This is a genomic window from Thioalkalivibrio sp. ALMg13-2 (assembly GCF_000381185.1).
GTDB lineage: Bacteria > Pseudomonadota > Gammaproteobacteria > Ectothiorhodospirales > Ectothiorhodospiraceae > Thioalkalivibrio > Thioalkalivibrio versutus.
Genome location: NZ_KB906113.1, coordinates 41,174 through 59,333, shown reverse-complemented (window position 1 = coordinate 59,333; position 18,160 = coordinate 41,174). Strand labels below are relative to the sequence as shown.

The following is an 18,160-nucleotide window of genomic DNA, read 5'->3' as shown; positions in this document are numbered from 1 at the left end:
GCCATGCGCTGGGTAGTCGATCTCGCCAATTTGACCATGAACGATGTCGCCCGGGTGGGTGGCAAGAATGCCTCGCTGGGCGAGCTGCTGGGCCAGCTTGGCGCCGCCGGGGTGCGCGTGCCGGGCGGATTTGCCACGACCGCGGATGCCTATCGCGCCTTGCTGGCGAAGGGCGGGCTGGACGCGCAGATCAAGGCCCGCCTGGCGGATCTCGATATCGACGACATCGAGGCGCTGCGCGCGGCCGGGCGCGAGGTGCGCGGCTGGGTCGAGCAGGCCGAACTGCCGGCCGAGCTGGAGGAGGCGGTGCGCGAGCACTACGCGCAGCTGGGCGATGACGTGCCGGTGGCCGTGCGCTCCTCGGCTACCGCCGAGGATCTGCCCGAGGCCTCGTTCGCCGGGCAGCAGGAGACCTTCCTCAACGTGCGCGGCATTGATGCCCTGCTGCAGCGGCTGCGCGAGTGCTTCGCCAGTCTCTACAACGACCGCGCCATCGCCTACCGCGTGCACAACGGCTTCGCCCATGACGAGGTCGCGCTGTCGGCCGGCATCCAGCGCATGGTGCGTTCCGACGTCGGCGCCAGTGGCGTGATCTTTACCCTGGATACCGAGAGCGGCTTTCGCGATGCGGTGTTCATCACCGGGGCCTGGGGCCTCGGCGAGACGGTCGTGCAGGGTGCCGTTAACCCCGATGAGTATCAGGTCTACAAGCCGGCGCTGGCGGCCGGAAAACGCGCCATCATCGGCCGTGCCCTCGGCACCAAGGCCGTGCGCATGGTGCTCACGGAGGACGGTACCCGCACCGAGGACACCCCGACGGACCTGCGCCACCGCTTCTGCCTCTCGGATGCCGATGCCGAGCAGCTGGGCCGCTATGCGGTTGCCATCGAGCAGCACTACGGACGGCCGATGGACATCGAGTGGGCGCAGGATGGCGAGACCGGCGAGCTGTTCATCGTGCAGGCGCGGCCGGAGACGGTGGAAAGCCGGGTCGAGCTGGGTGCGGGCGAGCGCTACGAACTGGCGCCGCACGACGCCGAGCCGGTGGTGACCGGCCGTGCAATCGGCTCGAAGGTGGGGGCCGGTATCGTGCGCGTGCTGGATTCGCCGGATGCGATGCACACCATGGAAGAGGGCGACATCCTGGTCGCGGACATGACCGACCCCGACTGGGAGCCGGTAATGAAGCGCTCCGCTGCGATCGTGACCAACCGCGGCGGACGTACCTGCCACGCGGCGATCATTGCCCGCGAGATGGGCATACCGGCGGTGGTGGGTTGCGGTAACGCGACCGAAGTGCTCTCCGACGGCATGGAGGCGACCGTCTCCTGCGCCGAGGGTGACGACGGACATGTGTATCCCGGCAGACTCGACTACGCGGTCAAGAAGACCGAGATCGGCGAACTGCCGGAGCTGCCAGTCAAGCTGATGCTGAATGTGGCCAACCCCGGGCGGGCCTACGCCTTCTCGCAGCTGCCACACGCGGGGATCGGTCTGGCGCGGCTGGAGTTCATCATCAACGGCACCATCGGCGTGCACCCGCTGGCGCTGCTGGACTATGCCGAGGACCCGAATCGCCTGGAGCCCGAGGTACAGGAGCGTATCGCCGAGCACCTGCGTGGCTTTGATGATGGCCCGCGCGAGTTCTTCGTGCGCAAGCTGTCCGAGGGTATCGCGACGCTGGCGGCGGCCTTCGCGCCGGAACCGGTGATCGTGCGCCTGTCCGACTTCAAGTCCAACGAGTATGCCCATCTGATCGGCGGTGCTGGCTACGAGCCGCAGGAAGAGAACCCCATGCTCGGCTTTCGCGGGGCCTCGCGCTATCGCTCGGAGGCCTTTCGTCCGGCGTTCGCGATGGAGTGCGAGGCGTTGCGCCGGGTCCGCGACGAGATGGGCCTGGACAACGTACAGATCATGGTCCCGTTCGTGCGCACCCTCGCCGAGGCCGAGGACGTGATCCGGGTGCTGGGCGAGGAGGGCCTGCGCCGCGGCGAACAAGGTCTGAAGATCGTGATGATGTGCGAGATCCCGTCGAATGCCCTGCTGGCGGCGCGCTTCCTCGAGCATTTCGACGGCTTTTCCATTGGCTCCAACGACCTGACCCAGTTGACCCTGGGGGTCGACCGCGACTCCGGGCTGGTGGCGGATTCCTTCGACGAGCGCAACGACGCGGTGAAGGCGCTCTTGAGCATGGCGATCCGCGCCGCTCGCCGCGCCGACAAGTACGTCGGGATCTGCGGGCAGGCCCCTTCCGACTATCCGGAGCTGGCGGTCTGGCTGATGAACGAGGGTATCGATTCGCTGTCGCTGAACCCCGATTCGCTGTTGTCCACCTGGGAGCAGCTGGCCAAGGTCGGGGGGCCGGATGATGGCTGATTCCGTCGCCCAGTGCCCGCAGGTCTACCTGGTCTCGGATGGCACCGGGATCACCGCGGAGACCCTGGCGCGCTCGCTGTTCACCCAGTTTCCGGATGTCGACCCCGCCTGGCACCGCCTGCCCTTCGTGCAGACGCCCGGGCGCCTGGCCGCCGTGTTCGCCCGGGTCGAGGCCGGGCCGCAGCCCGCCCTGGTGGTGGCCACCCTGGCCAATGCCGATCTGCGGGCCGATCTTCGCCAGAGCCCGGTGCCGGTGATCGACGTCTTCGGCGAGCAGGTCGAGCGGCTGGAGAATCTGCTGGGGGCGACGGCGCAGTCGGTCTCCGGGCGCGCCCACGGCATGGGTGACGTCAGCCGCTATGACCGGCGCATCGAAGCGCTCAACTACACCCTGGCGCACGACGATGGGTTGGCCGTGCAGGACCTGTCGGTGGCCGACGTGGTGTTGCTGGGTGCCTCGCGTTCCGGCAAGACGCCGACCAGCCTCTATCTGGCCATGAACTACGGGCTGTTCGCGGCGAACTACCCGCTGGTCCCGGAGGACCTGCGCCAGGGCGACATCCCGCACATGCCGGAAGGGCTGCGCGGCCTGGGTGGGCGCCTGGTGGGGCTGACGATCACCCCGCAGCGGCTCGCCCAGATCCGCGAGGGCCGCCGGCCCGACAGCCGCTATGCCAGCCTGGCCCAGTGCCGGGCCGAGTGTGCGGCGATCCAGGAGTTCCTCGATAGCTGGCAGATCCCGCATCTGGACGTGACCGAGCTGTCGATCGAGGAGATCGCGACTCGCGTACGCGACTGCATGGATACCCGCCGCGGCGTTTGAGCAGTGTCTCCCTGGGAGACACTGCTTCATTCGCTCGTCCGCGTTGGCGCCCACGGAGCGCGTTGCGGCTCGTTTATGCAGCTCGGCTACACCTCGCTTGCCGCGCCTTGTCATCGGACAAAATCGAGTCGAGCGCGTACGGGCGACTGGATCCGCGTCTCCCTCGCTTGGCATCCCGCCGGGCTTGCCGGAGAATGGGCGCGGTTAACTCGCTGCATCGCAAGGAGTCTGCATGCCCGCCACCGGAACCGGACAAGAGATCGCCATCTTCCTCGTTGGCGTTGTCTTCGGGATTTATATCATCCTGTTGATTTTGAGGACGATCTTCGGCCTGGTGCGGGCCGATTACTACAACCCGATCTCGCAGACCATCGTGATGCTGACCGACCCGCCGTTGCGGGTGTTGCGGCCCGTGATCCCCTCGGTCGGGCGGGTGGATCTGGCCGCGATCGTGCTGATGATCGTGCTCAAGTTCATCGAAATCTGGTTGCGCGTGCTGATTGTGGGTGTGGATGCCGGGGTCGGGATTATCCTGGCCGTGGCAATCCGGGAATTGCTGACCACGGTGATCTGGGTCTTCATCATCGCGCTTATTGCCGAGGTGGTGATGAGCTGGCTTCAGGCGGGGGGCGGTTCCGCCAACAACCCCATCATGCGGCTGGCGGGGGCGGTGAACCGCCCCATCCTCGGCCCTCTGCGCCGGGCCTTGCCGAATACCGGCGCGATCGATTTTTCGCCAATGATCGCCCTGGTTGGGCTTTATATCTTGCTGATTATCGTGCGCTCTTTTTGAGGTGGATTGCTGTCCGGGCGAAATGCGTGGGGCGGCCTTGCCAGTTCGGGTGCAAAACGGGCTAGACTCGGGACGAGGGGCCCCTGTGGCAATGCCGCCGCCAGGTCCCCGTTTCTCAAACGGAACAGGAGTCAGTCATGGCAAGAGTGCATCGGGTCATCACCGGCTTTCTCGTCGCATTGGCGGCGGTTGCTCTCGGAAGCTCGATCGCATCCGCCAACGAGGCGGAATTCGACAATTACGTCGTCTACTACAACGTGATCAACACCACCTTCCTGTCCCCGGAGGTCGCGCGGGCCTATGACGTGCGGCGCAGTTCCAACCGGGCCATGGTCAACATCAGCGTGATGGAGCGGGGCGACAACGGCTTGCAGGCGGTCTCCGCGGAAGTCAGTGGTTCGGCCACCAACATGAATGACCAGATGCGCAGTCTGCGCTTCCGCGAGATTCAGGACGGTGATGCCATCTATCACCTCTCCGAGGTGACGGTGCGTGGCGGGGAAACGCTCGAGTTCCAGATCGACATTACCCCGGCGGACAGCGACCGCACGCTGCCGATCCGTTTCACCCGCAACTTTTACGCCGACTGAGCCCCGCCGCGGGGCCTGCGAACGATGCCCCGCTCGTTCGGGCGGGGCATCACAGCACCAGGCCTAGCAGCATCCATGCGCCGTACAGTGCGACCCCGCCGCCGGCGATCCGGCGGACCCAGGGGCGGCGCACGAAGGCCGCCAGGCGCGCGGCGAACACCCCCATCAGCAGCAGATTCGGCAGCGTCCCCAGGGCGAAGGCCCCCATCAGGGCGGCCCCTTCCAGCGCGCCGCCGGCACTGAGCGACCAGGCCAACACGCTGTACACCAGGCCGCAGGGCAGCCAGCCCCACAGCCCGCCAATCATCAGCGCCTGACCGGCATGGCGCACTGGCAGGAAACGCCGGCCGAGCGGCTCGATGCGGCGCCACAGTACGCCACCGGCCTGTTCCAGACGGGCCAGGACCGGCCACCAGCCCCCGAGATAGAGCCCGAGCAGGATCAGGAAGACGGCGGCGATGCCCTGGAGGATCGCCTGCCCGGCGGGCAGGCCGCCGAGCAGGCTGGCCCCCAGCCATCCCGCCAGCGCGCCGGCGACCACGTAACTCGCCATGCGCCCGAGATTGTAGGCCAGCAGGAGATCGAGCCCGGGTCCGCGGCGGCCGTGGCCCATGGAGATCGCGCCGACGATGCCGCCGCACATCCCCAGGCAGTGCACGCCACCGAGGATGCCCACGGCCAGGGCCGCCAGCAGGGTACCCGGATCACTCATCAGAAAGCGCCTCGGTCAGCGAGGGTCGGCCGCATCGCCGAGCACCTCGTGCTTGGTGCGGATGAAGGTCGCGTGCGGGATGTAGAGCAGGTCTGCCAGGTGCCGGATTACCGCTTCCTGGCGCTTGTTGAGGTCGCGGTTGGCCCAGGCGGCACGCCACAGGGCGCGCATGATGTCGGTCTTCTGCTCGGCATCAAAGGACGCGTTCACTTCGCGCACCATAGGATGGATGGAGATCAGTTCGTCGCTATCCTCCTGGGCGATCTCCAGCATCGCATCGGCGGTATCGCGATCCAGCCGGAACAGTTCGATCAGGCTGGCGCGCACGGACTCCAGTTCCTCGGCGTGCAGATCAAAGTCGGCCCGGCAGACCTCCATGATCAGCGCCGCCGCGGCGCGTTGCAGGCGCTCCTCGGAGGCGCCCTCGGGGCGGTCGCTGCGTTCGGCGCCCAGCAGGCGCTGCCAGTGGCTGCGTAGTTGTTCGATCAAGTCAGGGTCTCCGTGGTCTTGCGCTGTGCGGTATGGTGCCCGAATGGAATCCGCCCGGCCCGAATCCCCCGATCTGCTTCTGCTCTCCGGCGGCATCGAGAGCAGCGCCTTGTTGGCGCAGGAGCATGCCGCCGGTCGTTTGTTGCGTGCCGTGTGGGTCGACTACGGCCAGCGCAATGCCGCGCGCGAATGGACCGCGGTGGAGCATCTGTCGGCGGTCTACGGTTGCGCCCCCATCGCGCTGGATCTCCAGTCCCTGCGCACGGCCTTCACCCGCCGCAACGACTGGGTCGGGCACGTGCCGCTGCCCCAGCGCAATCTGCTGGTGCTGGCTCTGGCGGTCAACTTGGCCGAGCACCACGGCGCGGCACGCATCCTGCTGGCGCTGAACCGCGAGGATCAGGGGCATGGTCCGGGTTCGCAACCGGGGTTTGTGCAGCAGGTCTCGGAGCTGGCCGCAGGTCTGGTGCCCGGCCTGCAGGTCGAGGCCCCGCTGATCGACCGGAGCAAAGCCGAGATCATTGCCGCCACCGACCCGCTGGGGATCGATTGGCGTCACACCTGGAGCTGCCTTCTGGCACAATCGCGGCAGTGCGGGCGTTGCCCGCAGTGTCAGGCCCGGCGTGCCGCGTTCGCCGCGGCCGGCATCCCCGACCCGACCGACTACCGCGAAGCCCCCCGATGACCGATCCCGCCATTCCCCGTCATGTCTCCGAGCGTCTGGAGATCGCCATCCTTACCGGTGAGACCCTGCAGCTGAACTGGGTCGAGCCCAATTCCAGCCAGGCCTGGTGGGGCAAGGTGACCCCGCGCGAGGTGCGCGAGGCGGACGGGTGCCACTGGCTCGACGGGGAATGCGAGGGCCGTACGGTGCAGATCCGGCTGGACTTGATCCGCAACCTGCCGACACCGGTCAAGTAGCAGCCGCCACGCCTCCCGGGTCGCTCAGGCCGGGCAACAGGTCCGCGAGCGATTCCAGCAGTTCGAAGTCCTCCGAGTGCATGGGCTCGCCGCGCTCGTCCGGGTAGCGCATCCCCCGCAGTTGGGCGATCCCTACTCCGGCGGCGCTGGCCAGCGCCAGCAGGTTGTCGTCCACCAGCAGCGTACGTTCCGGAGCGTACGGTGCGACCCGCTGCAGGCGTTCCCAGAAGCTGCCGTCTTCCTTGGCGCAATCGAGGTCGTGGGCGGAGACAATGGTATCCAGGCGGTCGCCAATGCGGGTGAGCTGGTGCTTGAAGGCGTAGACCTGCGGGTGGGCGTTGGTGACCAGCACCCGCCGCCGCCCGGCCCTTTGCAGGGCACCCAGGACTTGACCGGCATGCGGTTTCAGGGCGATGTGGTGGGCCAGCTCGCGTTTCAGGCCGAGGATGTCCAGACCGGTAAAGCGGGTCCAGTGATCCACGCAGTACCACTCCAGCTTGCCGCGCACCCGCTGCATCTCGTCCTCCAGGCGGCGGCGCGCGCATTCCGGGTCATCCGGTTGGCAGCGGATGTATTCCTGCGGGATCAGTTCACGCCAGAAGCGATTGTCGAAGTGCAGATCCAGCAGCGTCCCGTCCATGTCGAACAGCACAGTGTCGATGCGATCCCAGGCGATCGCGGCGCGGGCCGCGGGCGGGCGCGGATTTTTTTCGGGGTTTTGCAGGTCCACAGCTAACGGCTACACGAAAGAGGGTGACGACGATGGCCCCCATGGTACCCCAATCGCGGTTCCTTCCCGCGCCCCTGCTCCTTGCGCTGATGGCGCTGCCGCTGGCCGTGCAGGGAATGGACCCCGGCGACTCGGACTACGACCCGCTGGAGGACGACAGCCTGTGGGGCGAGACGGTCTCCCCGGACCAGACCCAGACCACCAGTCCGGAGCTGACCTTCCTGCTGGAGGAGCCGGACCGGACTCCGCATCACCACCAGAACCAGATCCGCATCACGCAGTCCTCGCTGGAGGATGGCTGGGCCGATCTGCGCCAGTGTCACAATGATGTGGCGGCCATTCGGCGCATGGTCATTGTGTACAATGAAGCCAGAATCGACGAGCTCCAGGTCGAGTCCACCCGCAATATCGAATCCGCGCGTGCCGAGGGCGATCGCGTGGACCTGCGCGGGGTGCAGCGGGACGCCGAGGTCTGCGTGACCGCGCGCATGAAGATCGTCGAAGACGAGGGGGACGGCGTCTATCGCCTGGAGAACGGCCCGTTCGTGCGCCGCTTCCTGGATGGCTACTTCCCGATGCGCGTCACCATGGCCGTGAGCTGGGGCGATCTTGACCTGCGTCTGGCGGAGACCGATCCGGCCGACCAGGAGGGGTTCGAGGTGGTCACCTCCGATCATGGCTTCATGTTCGACACCCTGTTCGAGGGCGAACTGCGTACCCTGGTGCGGCTACGCAACAGCCATTAGGGAAACGCTGACGCATTTACCCGCTCGCGCTTGACGTGTTTGCGTGCAACCAAGGTGCGGCGCTGCCGTGCAGTCCCTGTGCGGCAGAGGTGAGCCGCGGCGCCGTGCGCGCGAAAAGGCGGCGGACCCCCTAAGGTGCCAACGCGAGCGTGTACATTAAGCAGCGTTTTCCTACATGTCTCCCGGAGGGCGCATGAGCCGAGACAAGCCGGATGTCCAGGGCCGCCGTACGGTCGCCAGCAGCCGCCTGTTCGAGGTGGAGGAGCTGGATCTCGAATTCAGCAATGGCGCGCGCACCTGCTTCGAGCGTCTGGTCAGTCGCGGCCATGGGGCGGTGATCATCGCCCCGGTGCAGACCGACCGGACCGTCCTGTTGATCCGCGAGTACGCCGCCGGCACCCACCGCTACGAGCTGGGTCTGCCCAAGGGGCGGATGGAGGCGGGCGAGGACATCCTGACTGCCGCCAACCGCGAGATCATGGAGGAGGTCGGCCACGCCGGGCATCGCCTGACCCACCTGGGCGCGCTGACCGTGGCACCCGGCTACATGGCCCACCAGACCCATCTGGTGCTGGCCGAGGATCTGTATCCGCAGGCCGCGGAAGGCGACGAGCCGGAGGCGCTCGAGGTGGTCCCCTGGTCGCTGGACCGGCTGACCGAGCTGGTCGCCCGGGAAGATCTGACCGAGGCGCGCTCCATCGCCGCGCTGTACATGGTGCGCGATTACCTCGACGCTTGAGCGCAACCCTGCCAAGCTAGGCGGAACGTTCCGGGAAAACGGGAGTTCCCCATGCATGCTCCGCCGAAGGATTCGGCTCTTACTGCCCTGATGCACGAGGTGGCTGCGCTGGCCGACCAGGCCGGCCACGCGATCCTCGAACTCTACGAGACGCGCTTTGCGGTCACCGAAAAGGCCGATCATTCGCCGCTCACCGAGGCCGATCTGGCTGCCCACCGGATCCTTGCCCATGGGCTGGCCGACATCGACCCCGACTGGCCCGTGTTGTCGGAGGAGGGGCAGGACGTGCCCTTCGAGCGCCGTCGCCAGTGGCAGACCTACTGGTTGATTGATCCCCTCGACGGCACCCGCGAGTTCGTCAAGCGCAGCGGCGAATTTACCGTGAACGTGGCCCTGATCCACGACCACGAGCCGGTGCTGGGCGTCGTCTGGTGCCCGGTGCTCAAGCGCCTGTACGCCGGTCATCGCGATGGCGTGGCCATTCGCCGTGACGAGGATCAGCCCCCGTGGGAAATCGCAGTGGCGCGCGACCGTATTGGCACCGATCACCCATTGGTGGCGGGCAGCCGTTCGCACGGGGCGGAGCGACTCAAGGTCGCGCTGGACCGTCTGGGGCCCCACGACCTGGTCAGCATGGGCAGCTCGATGAAGCTGTGCCTGGTGGCCGAGGGAGCTGCCGACATCTATCCGCGTCTGGGGCCCACCAGCGAGTGGGATACCGGCGCGGCGCACGCCGTGGTCCGGGCCGCAGGCGGACGGGTGACGGATCTCCACGGGCAGGAGCTGCGTTACAACACGCGCGAAAGCCTGCTGAACCCCGAATTCCTGGTGTGCGCGGGCAACCCCGACGGCTGGTTGCGCCGCCTGGGGCTTCCCGACGCCTGAGTCCCCCGCTCCGTGTCAGGCGGCGCCGTTGGTCCGCGACGGGGCCACCGGCTCCGGCGTGATATCCCAGATCCGGTCGGCGTAGTCGCGCACCGTGCGGTCGATGGAGAAGTACCCCATGCGCGCGACATTCAGGATGGCTGCCTCGGCCCATGCGGTACGGTCGGCGTACAGGGCATCCGCCCGGTCGCAGGCCGCGGCGTAGGCCGGATAGTCGGCGATGACGAAGAACGGGTCCTCGTGGCGCAGGTAGCGCCCAAGGTCGCCATGGGTCCCCGGGTCGTCGCAGGTAAAGAACCCCGATTCGATCATCTCCACCGCGGCGGCCAGGTTGGGCTGCTGCGCCAGGATGGCCTCGGGGCTCGGGCCGCTGCGGCGATGCTCGACCACCTCGTCGGCAGTCATGCCGAAGATGAAGATGGACTCCTCGCCCACCGCGTCGCGGATCTCGATGTTGGCACCGTCCAGCGTGCCGATGGTCAGGGCGCCGTTCAGCGCCAGCTTCATGTTGCCGGTGCCGGAGGCCTCGAAACCGGCGGTGGAAATCTGTTCGGAGACATCGGCCGCCGGGATGATGATGCTGGCGGAACTGACCTCGTAGTTGGGGAAGAACACGCACTTCAGGCGGTCGCCCACGACCGGATCGTGGTTCACGATGTCGGCCACCTCGTTGATCACCTGGATGATGCCCTTGGCGCGGGCATAGCCGGGTGCTGCCTTGCCGCCGAACAGGACCACGCGCGGCGGGACGTCCTCGCCGGCGCGAATGCGCTGGTAGAGATCCACCACGTGCAGGAGTTTCAGCAGCTGGCGCTTGTATTCGTGGATGCGCTTGATCTGCACGTCGAACATCACGTCCGGGTTCAACTCCACGCCGGTGCGCTCGCGGACCAGGTCGGTCAGGCGCTGCTTGTTGGCGCGCTTCACGTCCATGAACGCCTTTTGCAGTTCGGGATCCTGGGCGTAGGGCTCCAGCGCGCGCAGACGGTCCAGGTTGTACTGCCAGTCGTTGCCGATGCGCTGGCCCAGCAGTTCGGTGAGCGCGGGGTTGGACTGGATCATCCACAGGCGCGGGGTCACGCCGTTGGTGACATTGACGAAGCGTTCCGGCCACAGGGCGTAGAAGTCCTCGAACAGGGTCTCCTGCAACAGCTGGGTATGCAGCGCGGCCACGCCGTTGACGTGGTGCGAGCCGACCACGGCCAGGTGGGCCATGCGCACGCGGCGGCCATGGTCCTCGTCGATGATGGACAGCCGGGTCAGGCGGTCGTTGTCCCCGGGATAGCGGTGACGGACCTCTTCCAGGAAATCCTGGTTGATACGGTAGATGATCCCCATGTGCCGTGGCAGAACGCGCTCCATCAACTCCACCTGCCAGGTCTCGAGGGCCTCGGGCATCAGGGTGTGGTTGGTGTAGGCGAAGGTGCGCCGGCTCAGGTCCCAGGCATGGTCCCAGGACTGTTCATGGTGGTCCACCAGCAGGCGCATCAGTTCCGCCACGGCGATCGCCGGGTGGGTGTCGTTGAGCTGGATCGCAATCTTGTCGGGCACTTCATCGAGGCTGTAGCCGAGTGCCAGATGGCGCTCCAGGATGTCCTGCAGCGAAGCGGAGACGAAGAAATACTCCTGTTTCAGCCGCAGTTCCTTGCCGACCGCCGTGGTGTCGTTGGGGTACAGAACCATCGAGATGGTCTCCGACTCGGCCTTGTCCGAGACGGCGCGGATGTAATCGCCCTCGTTGAAGTAGCGCAGGTCGAAGTCGCGGGTGGCCTTGGCCGCCCACAGCCGCAGATTGTTCACGTTGCGCCGGCCGTAGCCCGCCGTCGGGTAGTCGTAGGCCATGGCCAGGACTTCCTCGCCGTCCTCCCAGGTGTAACGGGTGGAGCCGTCGGGGTCATGATGCTCGACCACGTAGCCGTAGAAGTGGATCGGGAATTTGCGATCCGAGCGCGGGAATTCCCAGGGGTTGCCGTAGCGCAGCCAGTTGTCCGGGTGCTCGACCTGTTGGTAGGGCTCGAACTCCTGCCGGAACATTCCGAATTCATAGCGGATGCCGTAGCCGTAGCCGGGGTAGCCCTGGGTCGCCAGCGACTCGAGGATGCAGGCGGCCAGGCGCCCGAGGCCGCCATTGCCGAGGGCGGCGTCGTCTTCCAGGTCGAGGATGGTATCCAGGTCCACGCCGAGGTCCGCCATCGCCTGGCGTGCCGGCTCGAGGATGCCCATGTTGCGCAGGTTGGCCTCGAGCATGCGCCCGATCAGGTATTCCAGCGACAGGTAGTAGACGCGCTTGACGTCCTCGTCGGCGAATTGCCGGCGGGTCAACAGGCGCCGCTCCACCATGCGTTCACGGATGGCGAAGGCGAGTGCTTCCATCCAGTCGCGTTCGGTGGCTTCGCGCGGGTCTTCCCCCACCACGCGGACCACGGCATCGCGGATCGATTGCCGCAGGCCCTCCGCGTCGTTGGGGAGGTTGGGCAGGTGCGTGACTTCGGGGGCGGCCATCGGGTGGTTCTCCAGGAGGGGGTAGACGCGCCGTTGCCCGGGGTTATCCCTCCCGGGCGACGGCGCGATAGCCGATATCTGTTCGGCAGTATATATCGTCGAAATGAATCTGTTGTACGGCTGCGTAGGCCTTTTTCTGCGCGGCCTTCACGTCCTCGCCGAGGCCGACCACGCACAGCACACGGCCCCCGGCGGTGACGATCGTTCCGTCTTCGCCCTGTGCGGTCCCGGCGTGGAACACGTGGGCATCGGGATCGCGTTCCACGGCCTCCAGGCCGGTGATGGCGTCGCCCTTGCGGTAGGTTCCGGGGTAACCGCCAGCGGCTAGGACCACGCCCAGCGCCACGCGCGCATCCCACTCGGCCCGGACCTGGTCCAGGCGGCCTTCCAGCGCGGCCTCGACCAGTTCGCCGAGGTCGGAGTCCAGGCGGCTCAGGATCGGCTGGGTCTCGGGGTCGCCGAAGCGGCAGTTGAACTCCAGCACCTTCGGGTTGCCTGTGGCGTCGACCATCACGCCGGCATAGAGAAAGCCGGTGTAGCGTTCGCCATCGGCGGCCATGCCCTGCACGGTCGGCTCGATAACCTCGCGCAGGATGCGCTCGTGCAGGGCATTTGTCACCACCGGGGCGGGCGAGTAGGCCCCCATCCCGCCGGTGTTGGGGCCCCGGTCGCCGTTGTCGCGCGCCTTGTGGTCCTGCGAGGAGGCCAGCGGCAGGACATGCTCGCCATCCACCATGCAGATAAAGCTGGCCTCCTCGCCGCGCAGGAATTCCTCGATGACCACCCGGTTCCCGGCCTCGCCAAAGGCATTGCCGGCCAGCATGTCGTGTACTGCGGCGCGCGCCTCGTCTTCGGTCTGCGCCAGGATGACGCCCTTGCCGGCGGCCAGGCCGTCGGCCTTGACCACGATGGGTGCGCCGTGGGTGGCGATGAACTCAAGCGCTGCGGTCTCGTCCTCGAAGCTGCCGTAGGCGGCGGTCGGGATGCCGTGGCGTTGCATGAAGTCCTTGGCGAAGCTCTTCGAGCCCTCTAGCTGCGCCGCCTTCGCGGTGGGGCCGAAGCAGCGCCGGCCGGCGGCGCGGAACGCATCCACTACACCGGCGACTAGCGGGGCCTCCGGGCCGACGACCGTAAAGGCCACTGCCTCGCGCTCGGCCAGGGCCAGTAGCGCGTCGATGTCGGTGACGCCGATCTCGACGTTCTCGCACTTTGCCTCGCGCGCGGTCCCGGCGTTCCCGGGGGCCACCAGGACGCGCTCGATGCGCGGGGACTGCGCCAGCTTCCACGCCAGGGCGTGTTCGCGTCCGCCGTTGCCGATTACCAGTACGTTCATGAGAGGCCCCGGATCAGTGGCGGAAGTGGCGCATGCCGGTGAACAGCATGGCGATGTCGTGCTCGTTGGCGGCGTCGATCACCTCCTGGTCGCGCATCGAGCCGCCCGGCTGGATCACCGCAGTGATGCCGGCCTCGGCGGCGGCATCGATGCCGTCGCGGAACGGGAAGAAGGCGTCCGAGGCCATCACCGAGCCGGCCACCTGCAGGCCCTCGTCGGCGGCCTTGATGCCGGCGATGCGCGCGGAATACACCCGGCTCATCTGCCCGGCACCGACCCCGATGGTCTGTTCGTCGCGGGCGTAGACGATCGCGTTGGACTTCACGTACTTGCCCACCTGCCAGGCGAAGCAGAGGTCCTTCATCTCCTGTTCGGAGGGCGCGCGCGCGGTCACGGTCTTCAGCTCCACATCGGCCAGGCTGCCGCGATCGGCATCCTGTACCAGGAGCCCGCCGCCGATGCGCTTGTAGTCGAGGCCGGGACCGACACCCGCCGGCGGGATCTCCAGCACGCGAACATTCTTCTTGGTGGCCAGGGCGCGCAGCGCGCCCGAGGTGATCTCGGGGGCGATGACCACCTCGACGAACTGGCGGCTGACGATCGCATGCGCGGTGTCGCCGTCCAGCGGGCGGTTGAAGGCAATGATGCCGCCGAAGGCCGAGGTCGGGTCGGTCTGGAAGGCGCGTTCGTAGGCCATCAGCTGGGTCGGGGCGACGGCCACACCGCAGGGATTGGCGTGCTTGACGATCACGCAGGCCCCGGCCTCGAACTGGCGCACGCATTCCCAGGCGGCATCGGCGTCGGCCAGGTTGTTGTAAGAGAGTGCCTTGCCCTGGTGCTGGCGGTAGCTGGCCAGGGTGCCGGGTGCAGGCTGTGGATCACGATAGAACGCGGCGCGCTGGTGCGGATTCTCGCCGTAGCGCAGGGTCTCGACGCGTTCGAAGCTGGCGTTCAGCTGTCCCGGAAACGGAGCCGCTTCGCCATCCTCGTCGAGGGCCGAGAGGTAGTTGCTGATTGCGGCATCGTAGCGCGCTACGTGATCGAAGGCCGCGACCGCCAGGCGGAAGCGCAGCGACTGCGGCACCTCGCCATGGTCGCCGATGGCCGCGGCGATCTCGCTGTACTGGTCGGGCCTGGTGGCCACGGCCACGTCGCGGTAGTTCTTGGCCGCGGCGCGCAGCATCGCCGGGCCGCCAATGTCGATGTTCTCGATGGCGTCTTCCAGGCTGCAGCCGGGACGGGCCACCGTCGCCTCGAAGGGATAGAGGTTCACCACCAGCAGGTCGATCGGCGGGATGTCCTGCTCAGCCATCACCGCGGAGTCGATGTCGCGCCGGCCGAGCAGCCCGCCGTGGATGCGCGGGTGCAAGGTCTTGACTCGGCCATCCATGATCTCGGGGAAGCCCGTGTGCGCGGAAACCTCGATTACCGGAAGGTTGTTTTCGGCCAGCAGGCGGGCGGTCCCGCCGGTGGACAGAAGCTCGACGCCGCGTTCATGCAGGGCGCGGGCGAGCTCCACGACGCCGGTCTTTTCGGAGACCGACAAAAGGGCGCGCTGGATAGGGCGGCTGGGGGTCATGCGGGACCTCGGGATCGCTGCAAAACGACCATTATATCGAACGCGCGGCCCGGATGGATCGGCGTTCGGCGTCGCGAAGCCGAGGTCGCCAGACGGGCCCTCAGCTTGTAATTTTTGCGCAAAACCTTCAGGGTATAAAAACGATTTCGGACACAACGCCCGCGTTCAGACGCATCGCGCGGCGCCGTAAACGATCCCCGAGCCAGGCGGGATGGGCCCGCCAGACCACGGCTCGGCATCCGGGTACCGATTGCCCTCCGGATGTGCAGGAAGAACCGGCCAGGCCGGTGTCGGGTGCTGCGAACAACGCACCCGGCGCATTGATACCCGAACACCGGGCGGCACCCGCCTGGCTCGATCGGGCTGCTGGCGAGACCGCCGTGTGATGCGGAGGTCGCGGTTTACTGCGTTTGCGGGGTGTTGTGCCGACGGATCGGCCCAGAGGCCGGTCCAGTCACGCTTACAACAGCAGCAAAGCCAAGAGGAACCAGCATGGCAGCGAATATCAAGAATGATCAGGACTTCGGCGAGAAGCCGACCGAACGTCGCGATACCGAGAATTATCTCAACGAGTACACCACCGGCTTCGTCGACAAGTGGGATGACCTGATCGACTGGGACAACCGCGCCAAGAGCGAAGGCACCTTCTTCATCGAAGAACTGAAGAAGCGCGGCGCCAAGCGCGTGCTCGACGTCGCCGCCGGCACCGGCTTCCATTCCGTACAGTTGCGCGAAGCGGGCTTTGACGTGGTGACCGCCGACGGCGCCCCCGAGATGCTCGTCAAGGCCTTCGAGAATGGTCGCAAGCGGGGTCACATCCTGCGCACCGTGCAGGCCGACTGGCGCATGCTGAATCGCGACATCTACGGCCGCTACGACGCCGTCGTCTGCCTGGGTAACTCGTTTACCCACCTGTTCAATGAACACGACCGCCGCAAGGCCCTGGCCGAGTTCTACTCCGCCCTGAACCACGATGGCGTGCTGATCCTCGACCAGCGCAACTACGACACCATCATGGACCACGGTTACTCGTCCAAGCACACCTACTACTACTGCGGCGACAACGTCCAGGTGCAGCCGGCCCACGTTGACGAAGGCCTGGCGCGCTTCCAGTACAAGTTCCCGGATGGTTCCGAGTACTTCCTGAACATGTTCCCGCTGCGCAAGGCCTATGTCCGCCGCCTGATGCGCGAGGTCGGTTTCCAGAAGATCGAGACCTACGGGGACTTCCAGGAGACCTATCGCGAGAGTGATCCGGACTTCTTCATCCACGTGGCCGACAAGCGTTATATCGAGGGCGAGGAACGATGAGCGAGAACTACTCCGACGTAGTCGAAACCGCTCGCGACTACTACAACAGCGAGGACGCCGACACCTTCTACAAGATGGTGTGGGGCGGTGAAGACCTCCATATCGGGCTGTACGAGTACAAGGACGAGCCGATCGGCGACGCCAGCCGTCGCACGGTCGCGCACATGTCCGACCTCCTGGGCGAGCCGCAGCCGGAATGGCGCGTGCTCGACATGGGCGCCGGCTACGGCGGTGTCGCCCGCTACCTGGTGGAAAACTACGGTTGCGACGTCACCGCGCTGAACCTGTCCGAGAAGGAAAACGAGCGCGATCGCGAGATCAACAAGGCGCGCCACCTCGACGACAAGATCACCGTGGTCGATGGCTCCTTCGAGAAGGTCGACGAGCCGGACGCGTCCTATGACGTTGTCTGGTCCGAGGACTCCTTCCTGCACAGCCAGAACGAGGCAAAGAAAAAGGTGATCCAGGAGGCCGCGCGCGTCCTGAAGCCGGGTGGCTGGCTGATCTTCACCGATCCGATGCAGACCGACGATTGCCCGGATGGCGTGCTGGACCCGATTCTGGCCCGTATCCACCTGGATTCGCTGGCGAGCCCGGCGCTGTACCGCGAGGCGGCCAAGGCGGCCGGCCTGGAAGAGGTCAGCTTCGAGGAACACTCCAGCCAGATCTCGACCCATTACGGTCGCGTGAAGCAGGAGCTCGAGTCCCGCGAGGACGAGTTGAAAAACTACATCTCGCAGGACTACATCGACCGCATGAAGCAGGGCCTGCAGCACTGGGTCGATGGCGGCAACTCGGGCTACCTGACCTGGGGCATCTTCCGCTTCCGCAAGCCGGCCCGCTAGGCCGCGCGCGAGGGGTGGCTGGCCGCCGTCAGGCGGGCAGCCGCCTCCAGACCCCGTCCATGCGGCCTTCGAGCGGTTGGAACCGGGTCTTGTATTCCATCTTCGGCGCCTGGTCGATCCAGTAGCCGAGGTAGACATGGGGCAGACCCAGGCGGTGCGCATGCGCCACCTGGGTCAGGATTGCGAGGGTGCCCAGGCCGCGGCGCGGCTGATCCGGATCGAAGAAGCTGTACATCGCCGACAACCCCTGGGGGGTGCGATCGGTGACGGCCACCGCGACCAGCGTGTCGGCCTGGCGGAATTCGATCAGATCCACTGGGCCGTTGCGGTGGGCGAGCATTCCCGCGTATTCCTCGCGTCCCATCTGTTCCATGCCACCGCCCGTGTGACGGGCGGTCTGGTAGCGCGAGAACAGCGGCATGTGCTCGTCGAGATCGGCGGCGGGCGATGTCCCGGGCTGTTCCGGCGGCCGGCGGATCGTCACCGCGAGATCGCGGTTGCGATCCAGGCAGCGGCGCTGGCTCCGGTTCGGGCGGAAGGCCGCAACCGGGATGCGTACGGGCACGCAGGCCGCGCACTCGGGGCAGTGATGCCGATAGACAAACTGACCGCTGCGGCGAAAGCCCTCGGCCAGTAGCTGGCCGAAGCGCGCGCCGCCCAGGCTGACCGCGGGGTCGACCAGCAGACTCTGCATCTCGCGGTCGTCCAGATAGGGGCAGGCCTGCGGGGCAGTGATGAACCAGCGGATCGGATGTTCCTGCATGGCGCTATCGTGACAGTTCTGCT

Annotated in this window: 18 protein-coding genes; 11 read left to right on the top strand and 7 right to left on the bottom strand. The window is 66.8% G+C overall.

Features of this window, described 5'->3' with window-relative positions:
• Positions 1-3 precede the first annotated feature (3 nt).
• The 4 genes from ppsA (at position 4) to F618_RS0110005 (ending at position 4,582) form a co-directional block, all read left to right on the top strand.
• Positions 4-2,376: a phosphoenolpyruvate synthase gene (gene ppsA / locus F618_RS0110020; protein WP_019568475.1), complete on the top strand. Its 2,373-nt coding sequence runs from the start codon at positions 4-6 to the stop codon at positions 2,374-2,376.
• Positions 2,369-3,199: a pyruvate, water dikinase regulatory protein gene (locus F618_RS0110015; RefSeq protein WP_019568474.1), complete on the top strand. Its 831-nt coding sequence runs from the start codon at positions 2,369-2,371 to the stop codon at positions 3,197-3,199. The genes ppsA and F618_RS0110015 overlap by 8 nt, the downstream gene beginning before the upstream one ends.
• Before the next feature lie 232 nt (positions 3,200-3,431).
• Entirely contained in the window at positions 3,432-3,992 is a 561-nt protein-coding gene (locus tag F618_RS0110010; protein ID WP_019568473.1) for a YggT family protein, read from the top strand.
• Positions 3,993-4,129: 137 nt separating this feature from the next.
• Positions 4,130-4,582, top strand: a complete 453-nt coding sequence (locus tag F618_RS0110005; RefSeq protein ID WP_019568472.1) for a DUF4426 domain-containing protein — start codon at positions 4,130-4,132, stop codon at positions 4,580-4,582.
• A gap of 49 nt (positions 4,583-4,631) precedes the next feature.
• On the opposite strand, the gene F618_RS0110000 is transcribed toward F618_RS0110005, so the two are convergent.
• Positions 4,632-5,294 (bottom strand): sulfite exporter TauE/SafE family protein, encoded by a 663-nt coding sequence (locus tag F618_RS0110000; protein ID WP_019563410.1) that lies wholly within the window; start codon positions 5,292-5,294, stop codon positions 4,632-4,634.
• A 15-nt stretch (positions 5,295-5,309) separates the two neighbouring features.
• Positions 5,310-5,783 carry a TerB family tellurite resistance protein gene (locus tag F618_RS0109995; protein ID WP_019563409.1) on the bottom strand — a complete coding sequence of 158 codons (474 nt, stop codon included), beginning with the start codon at positions 5,781-5,783 and terminating at the stop codon, positions 5,310-5,312.
• Between the two features lie 43 nt (positions 5,784-5,826).
• Between F618_RS0109995 and F618_RS0109990 the strand changes: the two genes are divergently transcribed.
• Both F618_RS0109990 and F618_RS0109985 read left to right on the top strand, forming a co-directional pair.
• Entirely contained in the window at positions 5,827-6,468 is a 642-nt protein-coding gene (locus tag F618_RS0109990; RefSeq protein WP_018176310.1) for a 7-cyano-7-deazaguanine synthase, read from the top strand.
• Positions 6,465-6,704, top strand: coding sequence for a hypothetical protein (locus tag F618_RS0109985; RefSeq protein ID WP_018144741.1), 240 nt, complete (start codon positions 6,465-6,467; stop codon positions 6,702-6,704). The genes F618_RS0109990 and F618_RS0109985 overlap by 4 nt, the downstream gene beginning before the upstream one ends.
• Here F618_RS0109985 and F618_RS0109980 read toward each other — a convergent pair.
• Positions 6,697-7,434, bottom strand: coding sequence for an HAD family hydrolase (locus tag F618_RS0109980; RefSeq protein WP_019568471.1), 738 nt, complete (start codon positions 7,432-7,434; stop codon positions 6,697-6,699). The two genes, F618_RS0109985 and F618_RS0109980, sit on opposite strands and share 8 nt — an antisense overlap.
• 41 nt (positions 7,435-7,475) lie before the next feature.
• Between F618_RS0109980 and F618_RS0109975 the strand changes: the two genes are divergently transcribed.
• From F618_RS0109975 to cysQ, 3 genes are all read left to right on the top strand, one after another.
• The gene (locus F618_RS0109975) at positions 7,476-8,180 is read left to right on the top strand and encodes a hypothetical protein (protein ID WP_018939197.1); all 705 of its coding nucleotides are present in this window, start codon (positions 7,476-7,478) and stop codon (positions 8,178-8,180) included.
• A gap of 193 nt (positions 8,181-8,373) precedes the next feature.
• The gene (nudE, locus tag F618_RS0109970) at positions 8,374-8,919 is read left to right on the top strand and encodes an ADP compounds hydrolase NudE (RefSeq protein WP_018144738.1); all 546 of its coding nucleotides are present in this window, start codon (positions 8,374-8,376) and stop codon (positions 8,917-8,919) included.
• A 51-nt stretch (positions 8,920-8,970) separates the two neighbouring features.
• On the top strand, positions 8,971-9,804 hold the full coding sequence (gene cysQ, locus F618_RS0109965; protein ID WP_018938311.1) for a 3'(2'),5'-bisphosphate nucleotidase CysQ: 834 nt from the start codon (positions 8,971-8,973) through the stop codon (positions 9,802-9,804).
• A gap of 15 nt (positions 9,805-9,819) precedes the next feature.
• Here cysQ and F618_RS0109960 read toward each other — a convergent pair whose 3' ends face one another.
• Genes F618_RS0109960 through purH form a run of 3 tightly spaced genes read right to left on the bottom strand, consistent with a single transcriptional unit; the run spans position 9,820 to position 15,218 of the window.
• A complete protein-coding gene (locus F618_RS0109960; RefSeq protein WP_019568470.1) occupies positions 9,820-12,306 on the bottom strand; it encodes a glycogen/starch/alpha-glucan phosphorylase in 2,487 nt (828 codons plus the stop codon).
• A 43-nt stretch (positions 12,307-12,349) separates the two neighbouring features.
• The gene (purD, locus tag F618_RS0109955) at positions 12,350-13,639 is read right to left on the bottom strand and encodes a phosphoribosylamine--glycine ligase (RefSeq protein WP_019568469.1); all 1,290 of its coding nucleotides are present in this window, start codon (positions 13,637-13,639) and stop codon (positions 12,350-12,352) included.
• A 13-nt stretch (positions 13,640-13,652) separates the two neighbouring features.
• Positions 13,653-15,218: a bifunctional phosphoribosylaminoimidazolecarboxamide formyltransferase/IMP cyclohydrolase gene (gene purH, locus F618_RS0109950; RefSeq protein WP_019568468.1), complete on the bottom strand. Its 1,566-nt coding sequence runs from the start codon at positions 15,216-15,218 to the stop codon at positions 13,653-13,655.
• A 492-nt stretch (positions 15,219-15,710) separates the two neighbouring features.
• Between purH and F618_RS0109945 the strand changes: the two genes are divergently transcribed.
• Both F618_RS0109945 and F618_RS0109940 read left to right on the top strand, forming a co-directional pair.
• The gene (locus F618_RS0109945; protein ID WP_018169217.1) at positions 15,711-16,529 is read left to right on the top strand and encodes a class I SAM-dependent methyltransferase; all 819 of its coding nucleotides are present in this window, start codon (positions 15,711-15,713) and stop codon (positions 16,527-16,529) included.
• On the top strand, positions 16,526-17,374 hold the full coding sequence (locus F618_RS0109940) for a methyltransferase domain-containing protein (RefSeq protein WP_018938307.1): 849 nt from the start codon (positions 16,526-16,528) through the stop codon (positions 17,372-17,374). Before F618_RS0109945 ends, F618_RS0109940 begins: the two co-directional genes overlap by 4 nt.
• Positions 17,375-17,402: 28 nt before the next feature.
• On the opposite strand, the gene F618_RS0109935 is transcribed toward F618_RS0109940, so the two are convergent.
• Complete coding sequence (locus tag F618_RS0109935; RefSeq protein ID WP_019568467.1) at positions 17,403-18,137, bottom strand: arginyltransferase; 735 nt, start codon at positions 18,135-18,137, stop codon at positions 17,403-17,405.
• Positions 18,138-18,160: the final 23 nt, after the last annotated feature.

Bases quoted from the DNA above. Each gene is read 5' to 3' on its own strand.
- F618_RS0110005 (WP_019568472.1), top strand. From the start codon at position 4,130: ATGGCAAGAGTGCATCGGGTCATCACCGGCTTTCTCGTCGCATTGGCG.
- nudE (WP_018144738.1), top strand. From the start codon at position 8,374: ATGAGCCGAGACAAGCCGGATGTCCAGGGCCGCCGTACGGTCGCCAGC.
- F618_RS0109985 (WP_018144741.1), top strand. From the start codon at position 6,465: ATGACCGATCCCGCCATTCCCCGTCATGTCTCCGAGCGTCTGGAGATC.
- F618_RS0110010 (WP_019568473.1), top strand. From the start codon at position 3,432: ATGCCCGCCACCGGAACCGGACAAGAGATCGCCATCTTCCTCGTTGGC.
- F618_RS0110000 (WP_019563410.1), bottom strand. From the start codon at position 5,294: ATGAGTGATCCGGGTACCCTGCTGGCGGCCCTGGCCGTGGGCATCCTC.
- F618_RS0109990 (WP_018176310.1), top strand. From the start codon at position 5,827: ATGGAATCCGCCCGGCCCGAATCCCCCGATCTGCTTCTGCTCTCCGGC.
- F618_RS0109945 (WP_018169217.1), top strand. From the start codon at position 15,711: ATGGCAGCGAATATCAAGAATGATCAGGACTTCGGCGAGAAGCCGACC.
- cysQ (WP_018938311.1), top strand. From the start codon at position 8,971: ATGCATGCTCCGCCGAAGGATTCGGCTCTTACTGCCCTGATGCACGAG.
- purH (WP_019568468.1), bottom strand. From the start codon at position 15,218: ATGACCCCCAGCCGCCCTATCCAGCGCGCCCTTTTGTCGGTCTCCGAA.
- F618_RS0110015 (WP_019568474.1), top strand. From the start codon at position 2,369: ATGGCTGATTCCGTCGCCCAGTGCCCGCAGGTCTACCTGGTCTCGGAT.
- F618_RS0109935 (WP_019568467.1), bottom strand. From the start codon at position 18,137: ATGCAGGAACATCCGATCCGCTGGTTCATCACTGCCCCGCAGGCCTGC.
- purD (WP_019568469.1), bottom strand. From the start codon at position 13,639: ATGAACGTACTGGTAATCGGCAACGGCGGACGCGAACACGCCCTGGCG.
- F618_RS0109975 (WP_018939197.1), top strand. From the start codon at position 7,476: ATGGTACCCCAATCGCGGTTCCTTCCCGCGCCCCTGCTCCTTGCGCTG.
- F618_RS0109940 (WP_018938307.1), top strand. From the start codon at position 16,526: ATGAGCGAGAACTACTCCGACGTAGTCGAAACCGCTCGCGACTACTAC.
- ppsA (WP_019568475.1), top strand. From the start codon at position 4: ATGCGCTGGGTAGTCGATCTCGCCAATTTGACCATGAACGATGTCGCC.
- F618_RS0109960 (WP_019568470.1), bottom strand. From the start codon at position 12,306: ATGGCCGCCCCCGAAGTCACGCACCTGCCCAACCTCCCCAACGACGCG.